The 17,185-nt window shown below is 65.3% G+C and carries 11 protein-coding genes and 1 pseudogene; 4 read left to right on the forward strand and 8 right to left on the reverse strand.

Translation table 11 applies throughout. The features are described 5' to 3' along the window. The 6 genes and pseudogenes from V7D81_RS23300 to V7D81_RS16550 form a co-directional block, all read right to left on the reverse strand. Window positions 1–1,895: pseudogene (locus V7D81_RS23300) on the reverse strand (DEAD/DEAH box helicase); the annotation flags it as partial. Between the two features lie 255 nt (window positions 1,896–2,150). Then, complete coding sequence (locus V7D81_RS16530) at window positions 2,151–3,575, reverse strand: TolC family protein (protein ID WP_324318248.1); 1,425 nt, start codon at window positions 3,573–3,575, stop codon at window positions 2,151–2,153. A 52-nt stretch (window positions 3,576–3,627) separates the two neighbouring features. Beyond that, complete coding sequence (locus V7D81_RS16535; protein ID WP_324318250.1) at window positions 3,628–6,807, reverse strand: efflux RND transporter permease subunit; 3,180 nt, start codon at window positions 6,805–6,807, stop codon at window positions 3,628–3,630. A 98-nt stretch (window positions 6,808–6,905) separates the two neighbouring features. Then, complete coding sequence (locus tag V7D81_RS16540) at window positions 6,906–8,168, reverse strand: efflux RND transporter periplasmic adaptor subunit (protein WP_324318252.1); 1,263 nt, start codon at window positions 8,166–8,168, stop codon at window positions 6,906–6,908. Between the two features lie 165 nt (window positions 8,169–8,333). After that, entirely contained in the window at window positions 8,334–9,362 is a 1,029-nt protein-coding gene (locus V7D81_RS16545) for an aromatic ring-hydroxylating oxygenase subunit alpha (RefSeq protein WP_324318254.1), read from the reverse strand. 56 nt (window positions 9,363–9,418) lie between these two features. Beyond that, the gene (locus V7D81_RS16550) at window positions 9,419–10,534 is read right to left on the reverse strand and encodes a hypothetical protein (RefSeq protein WP_324318256.1); all 1,116 of its coding nucleotides are present in this window, start codon (window positions 10,532–10,534) and stop codon (window positions 9,419–9,421) included. Between the two features lie 162 nt (window positions 10,535–10,696). On the opposite strand from V7D81_RS16550, the gene V7D81_RS16555 reads away from it, so the two are divergent. Further along, window positions 10,697–11,962, forward strand: a complete 1,266-nt coding sequence (locus V7D81_RS16555) for a TetR/AcrR family transcriptional regulator (RefSeq protein ID WP_324318258.1) — start codon at window positions 10,697–10,699, stop codon at window positions 11,960–11,962. Window positions 11,963–12,034: 72 nt separating this feature from the next. On the opposite strand, the gene V7D81_RS16560 is transcribed toward V7D81_RS16555, so the two are convergent. Next, window positions 12,035–13,333 (reverse strand): amidohydrolase, encoded by a 1,299-nt coding sequence (locus tag V7D81_RS16560; protein ID WP_324318260.1) that lies wholly within the window; start codon window positions 13,331–13,333, stop codon window positions 12,035–12,037. A gap of 147 nt (window positions 13,334–13,480) precedes the next feature. On the opposite strand from V7D81_RS16560, the gene V7D81_RS16565 reads away from it, so the two are divergent. Together V7D81_RS16565 and V7D81_RS16570 are read left to right on the forward strand one after the other, a co-directional pair. Further along, the gene (locus V7D81_RS16565) at window positions 13,481–13,717 is read left to right on the forward strand and encodes a hypothetical protein (protein ID WP_324318262.1); all 237 of its coding nucleotides are present in this window, start codon (window positions 13,481–13,483) and stop codon (window positions 13,715–13,717) included. 145 nt (window positions 13,718–13,862) lie between these two features. Continuing rightward, window positions 13,863–15,185, forward strand: coding sequence for an APC family permease (locus V7D81_RS16570; protein WP_324318264.1), 1,323 nt, complete (start codon window positions 13,863–13,865; stop codon window positions 15,183–15,185). Here the strand turns inward: V7D81_RS16570 and V7D81_RS16575 are convergent. Continuing rightward, the gene (locus tag V7D81_RS16575) at window positions 15,103–16,089 is read right to left on the reverse strand and encodes a LysR family transcriptional regulator (RefSeq protein ID WP_324318265.1); all 987 of its coding nucleotides are present in this window, start codon (window positions 16,087–16,089) and stop codon (window positions 15,103–15,105) included. The genes V7D81_RS16570 and V7D81_RS16575 overlap by 83 nt on opposite strands. Window positions 16,090–16,327: 238 nt before the next feature. On the opposite strand from V7D81_RS16575, the gene V7D81_RS16580 reads away from it, so the two are divergent. After that, window positions 16,328–17,185 carry an SDR family oxidoreductase gene (locus tag V7D81_RS16580; protein WP_324318267.1) on the forward strand — a complete coding sequence of 286 codons (858 nt, stop codon included), beginning with the start codon at window positions 16,328–16,330 and terminating at the stop codon, window positions 17,183–17,185.

Consider the following 17,185-nt stretch of genomic DNA (forward strand, 5'->3'; position numbering starts at 1 on the left):
GGGACGCATCTTCCAGCTGCTCCGTATTCTTCGCTCCCTCCTCCGCGAAGCGGGGGAGGGCTGGGGTGGGGGCGTCCTGCTCCGCACGTTCCTCGAACTCCTCCCGCAACCGCGACACCGCCACCGACAGTTCATCCGTCCGTCCCGGCGCCTCGCCCAGCCAGAACGGAATCGACGGCGGTTCGCCGTGCGCATCTTCCACACGCACGACGCTGCGTTCGACGCGCTGGATGCGATACGACTGATTGCCGAGCTGGAAAATGTCGCCCTGCAGGCTCTCGACCGCGAAGTCCTCGTTGACCGTGCCGACGAGCGTGCCTTCCGGCTCTAGCATCACCTGATAGTCGGCCGTATCGGGAATCGCGCCGCCGGAGGTGAGGGCCGTGAGCCGCGCGCCCTTGCGACCGCGCACCAGATGATTCACTGCATCGTGATAAATGAGCGCGCCGTGACGGCCGCGTCGCGTCGTGTAGCCCTCGGCCAGCATCTGCAGTACCTGATCGAACACGCTGCGTTCGAGGTTGCGATACGGCCAGGCACGACGGACCAGATCGAACAGCTCGTTCTCGCCGCATTCGTGCGCCGCGCTTTCGGCCACGAGCTGCTGCGCCAGCACGTCGATGGCGTTTTCCGGAATCTTCAGGCGATCGAGTTCGCCGCGACGCACCGCATCGAGCAATGCCGTGCATTCGGCCAGGTCGTCGCGCGACAGCGGGAAGATCCGTCCCTTCGGCGTGCCGCCGACCGCGTGGCCCGAACGGCCGACGCGCTGCAGGAACGCGTTGATCGAACGCGGCGAGCTGATCTGGCACACCAGATCGACGTCGCCGATGTCGATGCCGAGTTCGAGCGAGGCGGTGGCGACCAGCGCCTGCAGTTCGCCGCGCTTCAATCGCTGCTCGGCATTCAGCCGGCGTTCCTTCGCCAGGCTGCCGTGATGCGCCGTGACGTTCTCTTCGCCGAGCCGCTCCGACAGATGACGTGCCAGCCGTTCGGCGAGCCGCCGCGTGTTCACGAACACCAGCGTGCTGCGATGTTCGCGGATGAGCGCCGCCAGACGATCGTAGATCTGCGTCCACACCTCGCCGGACATGACCGCTTCGAGCGGCGCATCCGGCAGCTCGATGGCGAGATCGCGCCGGCGCACGTGGCCGGAGTCGACGAGGACGCAGGGGGGCGGTGAGCGATGAGCGACGAGCGGTGAGCCAGAAGGAGAAGAATCCGGCCCGCCGCTCACCGCCCCCCGTCAGAAATCTCGCCACCTCTTCGATCGGCTTCTGCGTCGCCGACAGCCCGATGCGTCGCAACGAGCGGCCCGTCAATGCTTCGAGCCGTTCGAGCGACAGCGACAGATGACTGCCGCGCTTGCTGCCGGCGACGGCGTGGATTTCATCGACGATGACCGTGCCGACCGTCGACAGCATCTCGCGACCCGAGGCGGAGCCGAGCAGGATGTAGAGCGACTCGGGCGTCGTGACGACGATGTGCGGCGCCTTCTTGCGCACCTGCGCGCGCTCGTGCTGCGGCGTATCGCCGGTGCGTACCCACGACCGGATCTCGACGTCGCGGATGGTGTGATCACGCAGATGCTCGCGAATGCCGGCGAGCGGCGCTTCCAGATTCTTGTGGATGTCGTTGGAGAGCGCCTTGAGTGGCGAGACGTAGACGACGCGCGTTTCGTCGGGCAGCCCCCAGTGGCTGCCTTCGCGCACCAGTTCATCGATCACCGCCAGAAACGCCGCGAGCGTCTTGCCCGAACCGGTGGGCGCCGCGATCAATACATTTTTTCCCGACTGGATCGCCGGCCACGCATCCGCCTGCGCCGGCGTCGGCCCGGAAAACGTCCGGTCGAACCAGCTCGCGACGGCGGGATGAAACAGATGCTCGGTGCTCATGGAAGGACGCTGCGGGAGAGCCGCAGCATACCCCCGGCGCCGTCGGCGGCGGCAACTTTAGCTGCCAGAAAATGGCAGGGTTTCGGGGGCAAGAAAAGTTCACACAAGACAAAGAAGAGGAATTTCCACGGGGAAAGAATGGGGAACACGGAGAACACGGGGTTCGGAACAGAAAATTTCTTATCCCCGTGTTCCCCATTCTTTCCCCGTGGAAATTCTTCTTCCTCTGACCTCTGTGCTCTCCGTGTGAAACTCCTACCGCACCGCCGCTTCACGCGGCAGCGGACGGAAGCCGCCGCCGAGCGCCTTGTACATCGCAAGCAATGCGGTCGCCGTCTGCGTCTCGCTCTGCGCGAGGCGATCTTCCGCTTCCAGCATCGTGCGTTCGGCGTCGAGCACGGTGAGGAAGTCGGCGACGCCGCTGTCGAAACGCGCGCGCGCCAGTTGCGCAGCCTGCGCCGAGGCCGACGCGCTCGATTGCAGATGCTGCTGCTTGATGCGCGCCTTGGCGTAATCGGTCAGGCTGGCATCGGTTTCCTCCAGCGCGCGCAGCACGGTCTGTTCGTAGCGGGCGAGCGCGCCGTCGCTGGCGGCTTCGCGCTGCCGGATGCGTTGCTGCACGCGGCCGAGATCGAACGCGGCCCACTGGATGCTCGGTCCGAAGGCGTAGCTCTCGCTGGCGCCGTTGCCGAGATCGCCGGAGGACACGGCATCGAATCCCCAGCTGCCGACGAAGGAGATGCGCGGGAACAGATCGGCCACGGCAACGCCGATCGCTGCGGTGGACGCGGCGAGCTGCCGCTCCGCCACCCGGATGTCGGGACGACGACGCAGCAGGCTTTCCGGCGTGCCGATGCTGTAGGTCGCGGGCAGCGCAGGCAGTGCCTGCGATGGACTGAGTGTGGCCAGCAGCGCCTCCGGCGATCTGCCGGTGAGAACGCCGAGACGCAGTGTCGCGCGGGTGACGGCCGCTTCCAGATCCGGAATGGTGGCGAGCGTGGCGCTCAACTGCGCCTGCGCGCGCGACACATCGAGCTGCGTGCCGCGGCCCGCATCGAGACGGGCCTGCGTGATGCGCAGCGATTCGCCCTGGTTGTCCGCATTGCGTCGCGCCACTTCGAGCCGTTGCTGTGAGCCGCGCAGTTCGAAGTAGCTGCGCGCCGTTTCCGCCGTCACGGTGACCTGCGTGTCGTACACGCCGGCTTCCGCCGCCTGCACGAGGGCCGCCGCGGCTTCGTTGTTGCGACGGTTGCGGCCGAAGAAGTCGAGTTCCCAGAAGGCATCGAACGACGCCTGGTAATAGTCCTGATCGCGATCCGCGCCCGGCACCGTCTGGCGTTCGCTCGCGCGTGCATCGACGTGGGCGCCGCCCGCCGTGACCGTCGGCGCCAGATCCAGGCGCGTCTCGCCGTGAATGGCGCGCGCCTGGCGCAGATTCGCGAGCGCGATACGGATGTCGTGATTGGCGCGCAGGGCATCCTCGATCAGCTCGTTCAACGTCGGATCGCTGAAGGACTTCCAGAAATCCTGTTCCAGATCCGCTGCCGATGCCTGCACGCCTTCGACGCCGACGAACGCATCCGGCGTCGGAACCTGCGGTTCGCGGTAATCCGGACCCACGGCGCACGCCGCCAGAATGGCCGTCGCGATCAGCACGGTCGCAACTTTCGACAAACGCACGGCGCGGTTCCTCTCTGGCTCGTTGCTCATTGCTCGCAGCTCATCGTTTCTCTTACGCATGTGACACTCCTTCCACTGCTACCGCCCCATGCGACTTGAGCTTCTTCTCTTTTGCGACGGCGCGCAGCAGGACATAGAACACCGGGGTCAGGAACAGGCCGAAGAACGTCACGCCGAGCATGCCGGAGAACACGGCAACACCGATGGCGTGGCGCATCTCCGCACCGGCCCCCGACGAAAGAACCAGCGGCACGACACCCATGATGAAGGCGATGGACGTCATCAGGATCGGACGCAACCGCAACTGCGCCGCTTCCAGGGCCGCAGCCACCGGCGGCACGCCGGCCAGCTCGCGGTCCTTCGCGAACTCCACGATCAGGATGGCGTTCTTGCTGGCGAGACCGACCAGCACGAAGAACGCGATCTGGGTGAAGATGTTGTTGTCGCCGCCGGAGAGCCACACGCCGGCAATCGCCGACAGCAATGCCATCGGCACGATCAGCACGATCGCGAGCGGCAGCGTCCAGCTCTCATAGAGCGCAGCGAGCACCAGCACGACCAGCAGCACGCACAGCGGGAAGATGAACACGGAGCTGTTGCCCGCGATCACTTCCTGGTACGTGAGATCGGTCCACTCGTACTTCACGCTGTTCGGCAGGGTCTCGGCGAGGATGCGTTCCATCGCGGCCTTCGCCTGGCCGGTGGAATAGCCGGGCGCCGGGCCGCCGTTGATGTCGGCGGTGAGATAGCCGTTGTAGCGGAACACGCGATCCGGTCCGTAGCTCTCCGATACGCGGATGATCGAACCCAGCGGCAGCATCTCGCCGCGTTCGTTGCGCGTCTGCAGCCGCAGGATGTCTTCGGCCTTCGAGCGGAACGGCGCGTCCGCCTGCGCGATCACCTGGTAGGTGCGGCCGAAACGATTGAAGTCGTTGACGTACACCGAGCCGAGATACGCCTGCAGTGTTTCGAACACGTCGTTGAGCGCCACTCCGTGCTCCTTGGCCTTCACTCGATTCACGTCGGCCTGGATCTGCGGCACGCTCACTTCATAGGTCGAGAACACGCCGGTGAGTTCGGGCGCCTGACGCGCCTTGCCCATGACTTCCTGAGTGATGCGATACAGTTCGTCGTAGCCGAGATCGGCGCGATCCTCGACCTGCAGCTTGAAGCCGCCGATGGCGCCGAGGCCCTGCACGGCCGGCGGCGGGAACACGGCGATCTGCGCTTCCTGGATCGTACCGAGTTCGCGGTTCAGCGCGTTGGCGATGTTGAGGCCGTAGAGCTCCGCGGACTTGCGCTCGTCGAAATCGGCCAGCGCAAAGAACACCAGCGCCGAATTCGGGCTGTTGGTGAAGCCCGCGATCGACAGCCCCGGAAACTGCACCGCATTGACCACGCCCGGTGTCTTCAGGCCGATCTCGCTGACCTGGTGCACGACCTGCTCGGTGCGGTCCAGCGATGCGCCGTTCGGCAGCTGCACGACCGCGACCAGGTACTGCTTGTCCTGCACCGGGATGAAGCCCTGCGGCACGACCTGGAACATCACCCACGTCAGCAGCAACAGCCCGGCGAAGATACTCATGGCGATCGACTTGTGTGCGAGTACGCCGCGCACGCCGCCGACATAGCTTTTGGCGGAGCGGTCGAAGAACGCGTTGAACCGCCGGAAGAAGCCACCCAGCACACGGTTCATGCCGCGGGTCAGCGCATCCGGCTTCGCGCCGTGGGGTTTGAGCAGCAACGCGGCGAGCGCCGGGCTCAGGGTCAGGGAGTTGATCGCGGAGATCACCGTCGAGATGGCGATCGTGAGCGCGAACTGTTTGTAGAACTGGCCGGTGAGCCCGGTGATGAACGCGATCGGCGCGAACACTGCGACCAGCACCAGCGCGATCGCAATGATCGGGCCGCTGACTTCCTGCATCGCCTTGTACGTCGCTTCGCGCGGCGCGAGCCCGGCTTCGATGTTGCGCTCGACGTTCTCGACCACGACGATGGCGTCATCGACCACGATGCCGATGGCCAGCACCAGGCCGAACAGCGACAGCGCATTGATCGAGAAACCGAAGGCCAGCATCAGCGCGAACGTGCCGATGATCGACACGGGCACCGCCAGCAGCGGAATGATCGACGCGCGCCAGGTCTGCAGGAACACGATGACCACGATCACGACCAGCAGCAGCGCTTCGATCAGCGTCTCGACGACGGCCTTGATGGAATCGCGGACGAAGATGGTCGGGTCGTAGACGATCTCGTACTGCACGCCTTCCGGAAAATTCTTGCTCAGCTCCGCCATGGTTTCGCGCACGGCGTCGGAGAGTTCCAGCGCATTGGCGTTCGGTGCCTGCGAGACCGGGATCGCCACGGCGGGCTGATTGCTGAGCAGCGCGCGCAGCGAGTACTGGCCGACGCCGAGTTCGATGCGGGCCACGTCCTTGAGCGTCGTGACGGAGCCGTCGGGCAGGGTCTTGACGATGATGTCGCCGAATTCCTGTTCGGTGATCAGCCGGCCGGTGGTCGTGACATTGAGCTGGTAGTCGCTGTTACCGGCATTCGGCGGCGCGCCGATCTGGCCGGCCGCGACCTGCACGTTCTGTTCGCGGATGGCTTTCACGACATCGCTCGGCAGCAGTCCGCGGCTCGCGATCCGGTCGGGATCGAGCCACACGCGCATCGAGTAGTCGCCCGAGCCGAACAGGCGCACGTCGCCCATGCCGGGCAGGCGGGCCAGCACGTCGCGGATCTGCAAGGTCGCGTAGTTGCGCAGGTAGGCCGTGTCGTAGCGGCCGTCCGGCGAGATGAGATGCACGACCATCAGCAGGTCGGGCGAACTCTTGAGCGTCGTGACGCCGAGCCGGCGCACGTCCTCGGGCAGGCGCGGCAGGGCCTGGGAGACGCGGTTCTGCACCTGCACCTGCGCGTTGTCGACGTTGGTGCCGAGACGGAACGTGACGGTGAGGATCATGGAGCCGTCGCTGGTGGCCTGCGAGGACATGTAGAGCATGTTCTCGACGCCGTTGATTTCCTGCTCGAGCGGCGCGGCGACCGTCTCCGCGATCACTTTCGGATTCGCGCCGGGGTATTGCGCGCGAACGACGACGGAAGGCGGAACGACTTCGGGGTACTGGCTGATCGGCAGCAGCCACATGGCAATCGCGCCGACCAGGAAAATGATGATCGACAGCACGCCTGCAAAGATCGGACGGTCGATGAAGAAGCGGGAAATGTTCATGGGTCACTTCGTCGATGAAAGTGAAGAGAAGCCCCCTCCCTGCCCTCCCCCGCAGAGCGGAGGAGGGGAAGAGGAACTGCGGCTGATCGGGATCGGATCTAGAGTGGCGCGCCGGCCTTCGGGTCCGCTCCCTCCTCCGCAACGCGGGGGAGGGTTGGGGAGGGGGCGCGTCCCGCGGCGAAGCGCTGCTCACTGCTCAGGCGGGCATCCATCGCCACCCGCTCCGGCTGGACAACGATGCCGGGATGCACGCGCTGCAGTCCGTTGACGACAACCTGTTCTCCGGGCGACAGGCCTTCATGAACGATGCGCAGGCCATCGGTGAGCCGGCCGATCTTCACGCCGCGATACGTGATCTTGTTTTCCGCATCGATCACGTAAACGAACTTCTGGCTCTGATCCGTACCGATGGCGCGATCGTCGACCAGCACTGCGGGATACTTGTTGTGGCCCAGCAGCTTCACTCGCGCGAACAGTCCCGGCGTGAAGTAGCCGTCCTTGTTCGAGAACGCGGCGCGCGCGCGGATCGTGCCGGTGCGCGGATCGATCTGGTTGTCGACGAACACCATCGAGCCGGTGTGCGGATAGCCGTCCTCGTTGGCGAGGCCCATCTGCACGGGATTCGCTGCGTCGCGCGAACTCTCGCGTTCGCCGCGCCGCGCAAGCTCGTTGTACTTGAGGTACACCTGCTCATCGCCTTCGAAGCTGACGTAGATCGGATCGACCGAGACGACCGAGGTCAGCAGCGGCGCCGCTCCCGAACCCGCCGACACCAGGTTGCCCGCGGTGACTTCGGCCTTGCTGACGCGGCCGGCGATCGGCGCCGTCACGCGCGTGAAATCGAGATCGAGTCGCGCCGCTTCCACGGCGGCACGCGCGGCGCCGACCGTTGCATTGGCTTCGCGCGCGCTGTTGACGCGCTGGTCGTACTCTTCCTGCGACACGGCCTTGATCGCGAGCAGTTTCTCGCTGCGCTTCACATCGCTTGCGGCGAGTTCGGCGCGCGCCTGTGCACGCGTGAGTTCGGCGCTCGCCTTGTCGAGTGCTGCGCGATAGGGACGCGGGTCGATGACGAACAGCAGATCGCCCTTGCGGACGATGCTGCCCTCGGTGAAGTTGACGCTCTCGATGTAACCCGTCACGCGCGGTCGGACTTCCACCGACTCCACGGCTTCGAGCCGCCCGGTGAATTCATCCCATTCCGTGACGTCGCGCTCGAGTGCGGCAGCAACGGTGACAGAAGGCGCGGCCGCCATCGGCACCGGATCTGCCTCGCTGCTGCAACCGGACAGGATGATGCCGGCCGCGGTGAGCGGCAGCAGTGCGACGGCGATCGACAACGGGCGCGAAGACTTGAACATGGCGATTCCCCAATCCGGTTCCTTGATGGGATCGCACTGTAGGGATCGCCCGGCCCGCGACCAAGGCGGGAAGGTGCACGACATTCATGAAGACGAGGCAGGAATACTTTTTCTCATGTGTACATGAGAAAAAGTAAGGGTCCGATCAGACAGGCGGCGGGCTTTTCAGTCCCACGCGCGCATCAGCGTATGAAACAGATGCACACCGCTTTCGCGTTTCGGCGAGTAGGGACCGGATCGATAGGCGCGCGAGCCGATGTTGTTCTGCACGATTTCGCAGATGCCGGCGTCTTCGGCCTGCACCTCTTCGCTGAAGGCGACGAGTTTGTCCCAGCGGGCCTGGGCGTCTGCGCCTTCGGTCACTGCCGGCAGCGCAAACCAGTCGAAGCGCACGACGGTGTGATTCGCATCGACGGGAATCACCACATTGGTCTGCATCTGGCCTTCGTAGATGTTCAGCATGATGTTGGGGAACAGCCAGTAGTAGACGGCTTCCTGGTTGCCGGCGCTGCCGCCGTACAGCTGTGCCGTGCCTTCGCGCACCGGCGCGTACTGCAGCACGTAGCGTTCGCCGAGTTCGGTGATGTACTGGCGATAGTCGATCTCGCGATTCAGCGACGGATGCACCAGCGGGATGTGATAACCCTCGAGGTAGTTGTCGACGTACACCTTCCAGTTGGATTTCACCGGGTAGTTGCGCGTCATGACGTACTGCATCCGGTCGATGTCCAGCGGCGCGCAGCGCGCGGCGACGCCGGGAAACAGCGCATCGAACGGCGGCGTGGCCGGATCGAGCGCCGCGAAGATGACGGGCCCGAACAGATGCACCGCGACGGGCTGCAGATGAATCTGTGACGGATCGAAATCCGCGCCTTCCATCTCGGTCGTGCGCAGCAGCCTGCCCGACAGTTCGTACGTCCAGCCGTGATAGCGACAGACCAGGCGCGATGCATGGCCGCAGCCGATCGCGACCGGACCGGCGCGATGCCGGCAGACATTGAAGTAGCCGCGAAGGGTGCCGTGATCGTTGACGAAGAGCAGCGGCTCGTTACCGATCTGCGCCGTGAAGTAGTCGCCCGATTTCTGCAGTTGCCCGACATGACCGACCACCTGCCAGGCCCGGGCGAGCACGTCGTCGTGTTCGAGCTGCAGGCGGGCGGCGCTGGTATAGAAGGCGGCGGCTGGCGTTTGCATGGGCCGATTGTAGCCAGGGGACGTGCGCGCTGCCCTGAGCATGGATTGCTCGAAGATCAGCGTTCCAGTTGCTGAATCAACTCGGTAGCGGCCGTTCGTGCTGCGTCGTCCGGATAGAACCGGTCGAAGTCGTGCAACAGGGTCCGGGCCGTCGGCCGGTCGCCGGCATCGCGCACCAGCCCGACGATCTGCAGCAGATCGCCGCTCGATTGCAGCCGGAACTGCGGATCGGCGCGCACCCGCGCCCGCACCATGTCGACGGCTTCGCCATTGCGTCGCGCCGCGAGCAGCCGCGGCAGGATTTCGCGCGCCAGGCGGTTGGCGAGCCGCGGATCGGGCCAGCGTGCGATGCGTTCGTACAGCCATTCGAGTTCGACCAGAACATTCGCTCCCTGGCCCACGCGCTCCATGACGCTCTGCCAGGCGTTGGCATGAGCGCCGCCGCGCCACTCGGCATAGATGCGATCGACGAACTGCGTACGTAAACGCTCCTGATCAGCGTCTTCGTCTGATTCGAAGCGCTCAGGTGTCCAGGCATCCTCGAGTCCGAGATCGTCGCCCCGTTCGCGCACCACGCCGCCGATCAGGCAGAACGAGGCGAGCCAGAGATACATGGCGATCGCGAGCTTCAGGAGGGTCGGCAGGATGGCCAATGACAGCGCGAACATTCCGATCAACGTCGCGGCGACGACGAACACCACGAGCGTTGCGTAATCGGCGCCGAGACGCCCGATCAACCGCACGGCCGTAAGCACGTTGAAGGCCTGCACGGTCGAGCCCGTGATGGCCTGGATCGCGAGCAGTGCGGGAAGAATCGCGGCGCACCCGATGCCGGCGATGACGCCCAGCGCCGCGCCGAACCAGTAGACCGCCGCCTGCGAGGTGAAGAATGCGACCAGCACCAGCGCCAGCAGCACCAGCGAGCGCGGCGCGCTGACGGGATTCATCATCTCGATCGACAGCACCGGCGGCTCGGCATCGTCGTTGATAACGCTGTCCAGCAGCGCGAACGTGTAGTTGAGGAAACCGGTGAACAGCAGCAGCCCCAGCGGAAGTCCGAACAGGGTGGCCTTCAACGCCAGGAACAGCAGGACGCTGAACGTCAGGATGACGAGCAGCGGCGCCGTGCCGAGCGGCACGGCAAGAAAGCCAAACGCTGTCTTTGTTCGCATGTGGAGTTCTGTCAACGCATCGCACGCATTCGCAACGGCGATGCAATATAAACCGTCGCATCGATGGCCGTCCCCGTGCGAGCAGCGATGCTGCGATGCGATGCTGACCCGCGGTATGCTCTACTACGACAACGATCCTGCGAAGATGAATCCCGGTTCCCTATGAAGAAGCGTCGTGAAGCACTGGCCCGGCAGAATTTTCCCGGTGCGGCTGCGGTACGGCACGAGCAGATGCTCGATGCAGCAGCCAAGCACCTGAATGCCAGCGGCGTCTCGCTCACGTCGCTGAGCGACATTGCGGAAAGCCTCGGCGTCTCGCGCGCCACGCTCTATCAGTACATCGAAGATCGCGAAGACCTGGTCTTCCAGTGCTACCGGCGTTCCTGCGAAGTCATGGCGCGGCATCTCGGCGAAGCCGTGCGTCTGGGCGGCGATGCAGCCGAAGTCGTCTGCCTGTTCATCGATCGCATGCTCGATCCGACGCAGCCGGAGATCGCGACGCGCGCCGAGGTTGCGGTGCTGAACCAGGAACGTCACGAGATCATCCAGGGCCTGTACGACGCCATCATCACGCGCCTGGCGAAGGTGCTCGAAACCGGTGCGCGCAACGGCGTGATGCGCGAATGCGATACCGCGATCAGCGCCTCCACCATCATCAGCCTGGTGACGTGGGTGCCGCTGATGCGCTTCTGGGCGCCGGCCGCGAATGCCTATCGCTCCGAACAGATTGCGGCGACGCTGAAAAGCTTCGTGCTCGAAGGCATCGCCACCGACCGGCGCGGGATGCCGCCGTTCCAGCCCATCAACCTGTCGCCGCTGGTCGCGCGCGTCATCGGCGTGTTCGATCGCGACGCCGTCGTCGACGCCAAGCGCGAAACGCTGCTCGCCATCGCCTCGCGTCTCTTCAACAGCAAGGGCATCGATTCGACGTCGCTGGAAGAAATCGCCGGTCACGTCGGCGCCACCAAGCGCACGCTGTACCACCATCTGGGCGACAAGCAGACGCTGCTCGCGACCTGCTACTCGCGCGCCTTCCGCATCTTCCTCTACATCATGGAATGCATGACGAAGTACGAGGGCACGCGCGTGCAGGCCCTGGCTGCGTCGTTCCACGCCCTCACGCGCGCCTACCTGCGCGCGGATCTCTCGCCGCTCGCTCCGCTGGTCGGGCACGAAGCCCTGAAAGGAGAAACGCAGGCGCAGATGGAACCGCAGGCCGCGGCGCTCAGCGAGGGCTACATGAATGCCATGAACATCGGCCGCGCCGAAGGCAGCATCCGCATCGACGACGTGATGGCCCAGCTCATACTGATGCCCGGTTTCCTGAGCTGGCTGGTGAAAGACACCGGCACGCACGCCGAAGACCGGATCGAGCACATCGCGCGCGAGATCAGCGCGTTCCTGTGCCTGGGGCTACGCAAGGCGTAGAGCTCTTTTTGTAGGTCAGGCTTCAGCCTGACATCCCAGGCCGGCTGAAGCCGGCCCCACAGGAAGAGAGTGCTACTTCCCCTGCAGGTAATCCGTCGCCACCGCAAGCATCGCGCGCATGCCGATGGCCATGCCGGATTCGTCGACGTAGAACAGCGGCGAGTGATTGAACGCCGCCGTCGCCGCATCGCGATCGGGCGGCGTGATGCCGACCCAGAAAAAGAACGCCGGCGCCTGCTGGCCGTAGAACGAGAAATCCTCGGCGGTGGTCTGCAGGCTGATGGTGCGGACCCTGTCCTTGCCGACGATGCGTTCGAGCGAGGGCAGGACGCGCTGCGTCAGCTGCGGATCGTTCACCACCGGCGGAATGGCGTTGTCGCGCACGTCGAGCGTCGCAGTGGCGCCGTTGGCCGCGGCGATGCTGGTCACGGTGCGGTTCATGCGCTCGATCACGTCGGTGCGCACGCCGGGGTCGAACGTGCGGATCGTGCCGACCATTTCCACGCTGTCGGGAATGATGTTGAAGCGGATGCCGCCCTTGATCGCGCCGATGCTGATCACGGTGGGAATGTCCGTGATGTCGATCTGCCGGCTGACGATGGTCTGCAGTCCCGAAATGATGGCGGCCGACGTCACCACCGGATCGACGCCGCCCCACGGACGCGACCCGTGCGTCTGGCGTCCCGTGACGTTGATCGTGAAGCTGTCGGAGCCGGCCATCATCGGCCCCGCGCGATAACCGATCACGCCGGTGGGCAGCGAGGCAATGACGTGCAGGCCGAACACCGCTTCGGGTTTGGCGATGTCGAACAGTCCTTCCGCCAGCATGCGTCGTGCGCCGCCGGTCTCGCCGTCGGGCGCGCCCTCTTCGGCGGGCTGGAAAATGAACAGGATCTGGCCGCGCAATTGCGCACGCTGTGCGGCCAGCACTTTCGCGACGCCCAGCAGCATGGCGACGTGCGCGTCGTGACCGCAGGCGTGCATGACACCGACGGTCTCGCCGCGGAATTCAGTGGTGACGGTGGACTTGAACGGCACGTCGACCTGTTCGGTCACCGGCAGCGCATCCATGTCGGCGCGCAGTGCGATCGTCGGTCCGGGCTGTGCGCCGCGCAGCAGCCCGGCGACGCCCGTGAGACCGATGCCCGTCTTCACTTCCAGGCCGAGCGCCCGCAGCTGCTTCGCGACGATGCCCGCCGTGCGCGTCTCGCGATTGCTGAGTTCGGGATGCGCGTGCAGATCGCGTCGCCATTCGATGACCTGGGGTTCGACCTGGCTCACGGCCGCGTCGATCGATGCCGGATCGAGGTCGGCCAAGGCGGGAAGAGTGCAGAACAGCGCGGCAGCGCCGGCGAGCGGGCGATACGACATGCGGCCAATCCTCCGGTGAACTGCGTGCGAGTGTACTGAGGCGCCGCTGGCCGCGCACATCAGAAAATCAACAGGTTACGGCCGCTCTTGCCAGGATTCGACAGACTGTATAACCATACAGCCTGTATATCGAATCAGGAGCGCGCCATGTTCACCGATCCCGTCACGCTGATCGACCAGACCATCGACAATCTCGAAACGCTGTCCGTGCTGTTCGAAGACGAGGTCGATGAACGCACGAACCGCATCACCGATCTCACGCCCAGCCGTCAGCGCTGCCGCGATGCGCAGCGCGCCATCGCCATGCTGCTGCCGAAACTGCGTGCGGCGCGTGCCTCGCAGGTGCCGCAGTCGCAGCAGCGCATCTGCTTCAACTGCGATTGAGACGGCTTTCTCCATCCTTGTAGGTCAGGCTTGTAGGTCAGGCTTTAGCCTGACTCCTCAGCGCCGGCTGAAGCCGGCCCCACAGGAAGAAACGCCAATCCCGCCTGCTATACCATTCCCGTCGGTCGACCGACGGGGTGGATCCTTGAAGCCAGCAGAAGAAACCACCGGCACTGCCGGAGCCGGGCTCGTTCGCGGCATCGGTCGCTGGGACTTCGTCGCTCTCTTCATCAACTCCATCGTCGGCGCCGGCATCTTCGGCCTGCCCTCGCGCGTCGATGCGCTGATCGGTCCCTACAGCATCCTGGCGTACCTGCTGTGCGCGGTGCTGGTGCTGCTGATCATTTTCTGTTTCGCCGAAGCAGGCAGCCGCTTTACCGGCACGGGCGGTCCGTATCTGTATGCGACCGAAGCCTTCGGGCCGACGATCGGCTTCCAGGTCGGCTGGCTGATGTGGGTGTCGCGCGTGGCGTCGTTCGCGGCGCTGGCGAATCTGTTCGTCGACTATCTCGGGCACTTCTGGCCGTTGGCCGTGACGCCCGTACCGCGGGCCGTCGTGCTGAGCGCGATGACGCTCGTCTTCGCGACCATCAATGTCACCGGTGTGCGCAACGGCGCGCTGATCGCTGACCTCTTCACGATCGGCAAGATCGTGCCGCTGATCCTGTTCGTCGCCGTCGGACTCTGGTTCGTGCAGCCGGCGAATTTTCAGGTGAGCGACGTGCAGATCGATTACACCTCGTTCTCGGCGGCCGTGTTCCTGCTCGTGTTTGCGTTCACCGGTTTCGAAGCCGCCGTGATTCCGGGCGGCGAGATCAAGGATCCGCGCCGCACGCTGCCGTTCGGCGCGCTGGTCGCCTTCGCCGTCATTGCGCCGCTATACATCCTGATCCAGATCGTCTGTACCGGCACGCTGCCCGGACTGGCGGAATCGCAGCGTCCGCTGTCCGATGCAGCGGGACATTTCTTCGGCGGAGCGGGCGGCGCATTGATGGCCGCGACCGCGCTGGTGTCGATCGCCGGCACATTGAACGGCCTGATGCTGGCGGCGCCGCGCATCCTGTTCGCGATGGCGGAGCGTTCGCAACTGCCGCCCTTCATGGCGCGTCCGCAGCCGCGGTTCCGCACGCCGCACCTGGCCATCGTCGCAACGGCGGCCGTCATGCTGCTGCTGACGCTGTCGGGTTCCTTCGTCGGTGCGGTGGCGATCGCGACGCTGGCGCGCCTCACGACCTTCGCGGCGACCTGTGCGGCCGTGCCGGTGCTGCGCCGGCGTTTCCCGGATCAGGCCGATGCGTTCCGAGCACCCGGCGGCCTGTTCACTGTAGTCACGGCGCTGGTCCTGATCGCCTGGCTCGTGACCAGCAGCTCGCTGCGCGAGGCGATCACGGTATCGGTTGCAGTGCTGATCGGGCTCGCGATTCAGGTTGCGATGCTGCGGTCGTCGCGCGCGTCGTCGGCGCCCTGACGGCCGATTCCGTCTGCGGGAACAGTCCGCTCACGAAATCGATGAAGGCGCGGATCTTCGCCGTCGGCTGGCGGTGCTGCGGATAGACCACGGATACGGGCCAGTACGCGCCGTCGTTCCAGTCTTCGAGCACCGGCTGCAGCAGGCCCGAGGCGATCTGCGCTTCGACCGTGAAATCCAGGCTGCGCACGAAGCCGGCGCCGCTGACCGCCGCCGCGACGGCGGATTCCGGATCGCTGAACGCCAGGCGCGCCGCCGGCAGGATCTTGTGCTCGACATCGCCCTTGCGGAACAGCCATTCGCGCGTCTGGTTGTTGCCGACCTTGAACATCTGCAGGCAGTGCTCCGGCGGCAGGTCCGTCGGATCGTTCGGCACGCCGTAGCGTTCGATGAATTCCGGCGAAGCGCAGGTGACGCCGCGCAGCTGGCCGATGCGGCGCGCGACCAGGCTGGAATCGCTGAGGTTGCCGACGCGCAGTGCGGCATCGATGCCTTCCTGCACCAGGTCGAGCACCCGGTCGTTCATGCTCATGTGCACGCTGATTTCCGGGTACTGCGCGATGAAACGCGGCAGCGCCGGCACGATGATGCGGCGACCCAGCGAGACGGGAACGTCGACGCGCAGCCGCCCGCGCGGCACGCCTCGCGATTCCGACACCTCGCTTTCCGCGTGATCGAGCTGGGCCAGGGCTTCGCGACAGCGCTCGTAGAAGCTGGCGCCGACATCGGTCAGACTCAGCGAGCGGGTGGTGCGGTTCAGCAGGCGCGCGCCGAGGCGTTCCTCAAGGCGGCTGACCGCCTTGCTGATGGCCGAGGGGGACATCCCCAGGGTCTGCGCCGCGGCGACGAAACTGTGGGCTTCGACGACGCGGACATAGGCAACGATGTCGCTGAAGTTGTTCAATCAGCCTCTTCCCCAATCTTTGCAGCCAGATTACTTGAACTGCATTGTAGGCCGGGGATTCATGACGACCGCGCACCAGACTATTCGCCCGGCCCGCCGTTTACCCCGGCGGTCGGGGCCCTTAAATTATTGCCCGACCTTGGGTTCTTCGGGTAATCCTGCCGGACAGGGCCGATGATCGGAGCTTCCACGGGATCGGATCGATAACCTCGACAGTCGTGCGATAGACGGAGATGTGATGCTGCTAGTGACCGGTGCAACGGGAAACGTAGGCCAGGCGGTACTCGCCGAACTGGCTGGCAAGCCCGTTGCGGTGCGTGCCCTGGTGCGCGATCCCGCCCGTCTGCGCATCGCCGCGGACAATATCGAAGTCGTCCGTGGTGACTTCGCCGACGAAGCCAGCCTGCAGCGCGCCCTCGAAGGGGTCGATGCCGCTTTTCTCGCCTCCGGTTTTTCGCCGCGCATGGCCGAGCTGCATGGACGATTCGTCGCTGCCGCCAAGAAGGCCGGCGTGCCGCGCCTCGTGCAGTTGTCCGGCGTCGGTGCCAATGTCGGCCTGTGCTGCGCGCGTGCGCTGCGCTGGCTCGGCCAGGTCGAAGGCAGTTCGCAGAGCAGCGGCATGCAGGTGACGCATCTGCGTCCGACCTTCTTCATGCAGAACCTGCTGCAGTTCGCGCCGGCCGTCGCCGAACAGAACGTGATCGCCGGTCCCTTCCGCAGCAGCAAATGGACCTTCGTCGATGCACGCGATGTCGGCGCCGTCGGCGCCGCCGTGCTGCTCGATCCTTCACATGCCGGCCGCACCTATACCGTCACCGGCAGCGAATCGCTCACATACGAGGAAGTGGCGAGCCGCATGAGCCACGTGCTCGGCAGAACGATCCGCTACGTCGACATCACCGCCAATGAAGCCCGCGGCCGCCTGCAGGCCGCCGGCGCCGCACCGGTCATGATCGAAGCCACGCTCGAACTCTGGGACGCGTGTGCTTCCAACCTCATCAATGTCGCTCCCACCCATGTCGTCCGCGACGTCACCGGCCAGGAGCCGCGCTCCTTCGACGATTTCGTCAGGGATCATCGGCACGCGTTCGAGTGA

The organism is Povalibacter sp. (assembly GCF_036735925.1).
GTDB lineage: Bacteria > Pseudomonadota > Gammaproteobacteria > Steroidobacterales > Steroidobacteraceae > Steroidobacter.

What these genes read in the sequence shown, in the direction of transcription:
- V7D81_RS16550 (WP_324318256.1), bottom strand. Translation starts at nt 10,534, where the DNA reads ATGCGAACAAAGACAGCGTTTGGCTTTCTTGCCGTGCCGCTCGGCACG.
- V7D81_RS16565 (WP_324318262.1), top strand. Translation starts at nt 13,481, where the DNA reads ATGTTCACCGATCCCGTCACGCTGATCGACCAGACCATCGACAATCTC.
- V7D81_RS16545 (WP_324318254.1), bottom strand. Translation starts at nt 9,362, where the DNA reads ATGCAAACGCCAGCCGCCGCCTTCTATACCAGCGCCGCCCGCCTGCAG.
- V7D81_RS16560 (WP_324318260.1), bottom strand. Translation starts at nt 13,333, where the DNA reads ATGTCGTATCGCCCGCTCGCCGGCGCTGCCGCGCTGTTCTGCACTCTT.
- V7D81_RS16580 (WP_324318267.1), top strand. Translation starts at nt 16,328, where the DNA reads ATGCTGCTAGTGACCGGTGCAACGGGAAACGTAGGCCAGGCGGTACTC.
- V7D81_RS16555 (WP_324318258.1), top strand. Translation starts at nt 10,697, where the DNA reads ATGAAGAAGCGTCGTGAAGCACTGGCCCGGCAGAATTTTCCCGGTGCG.
- V7D81_RS16535 (WP_324318250.1), bottom strand. Translation starts at nt 6,807, where the DNA reads ATGAACATTTCCCGCTTCTTCATCGACCGTCCGATCTTTGCAGGCGTG.
- V7D81_RS16540 (WP_324318252.1), bottom strand. Translation starts at nt 8,168, where the DNA reads ATGTTCAAGTCTTCGCGCCCGTTGTCGATCGCCGTCGCACTGCTGCCG.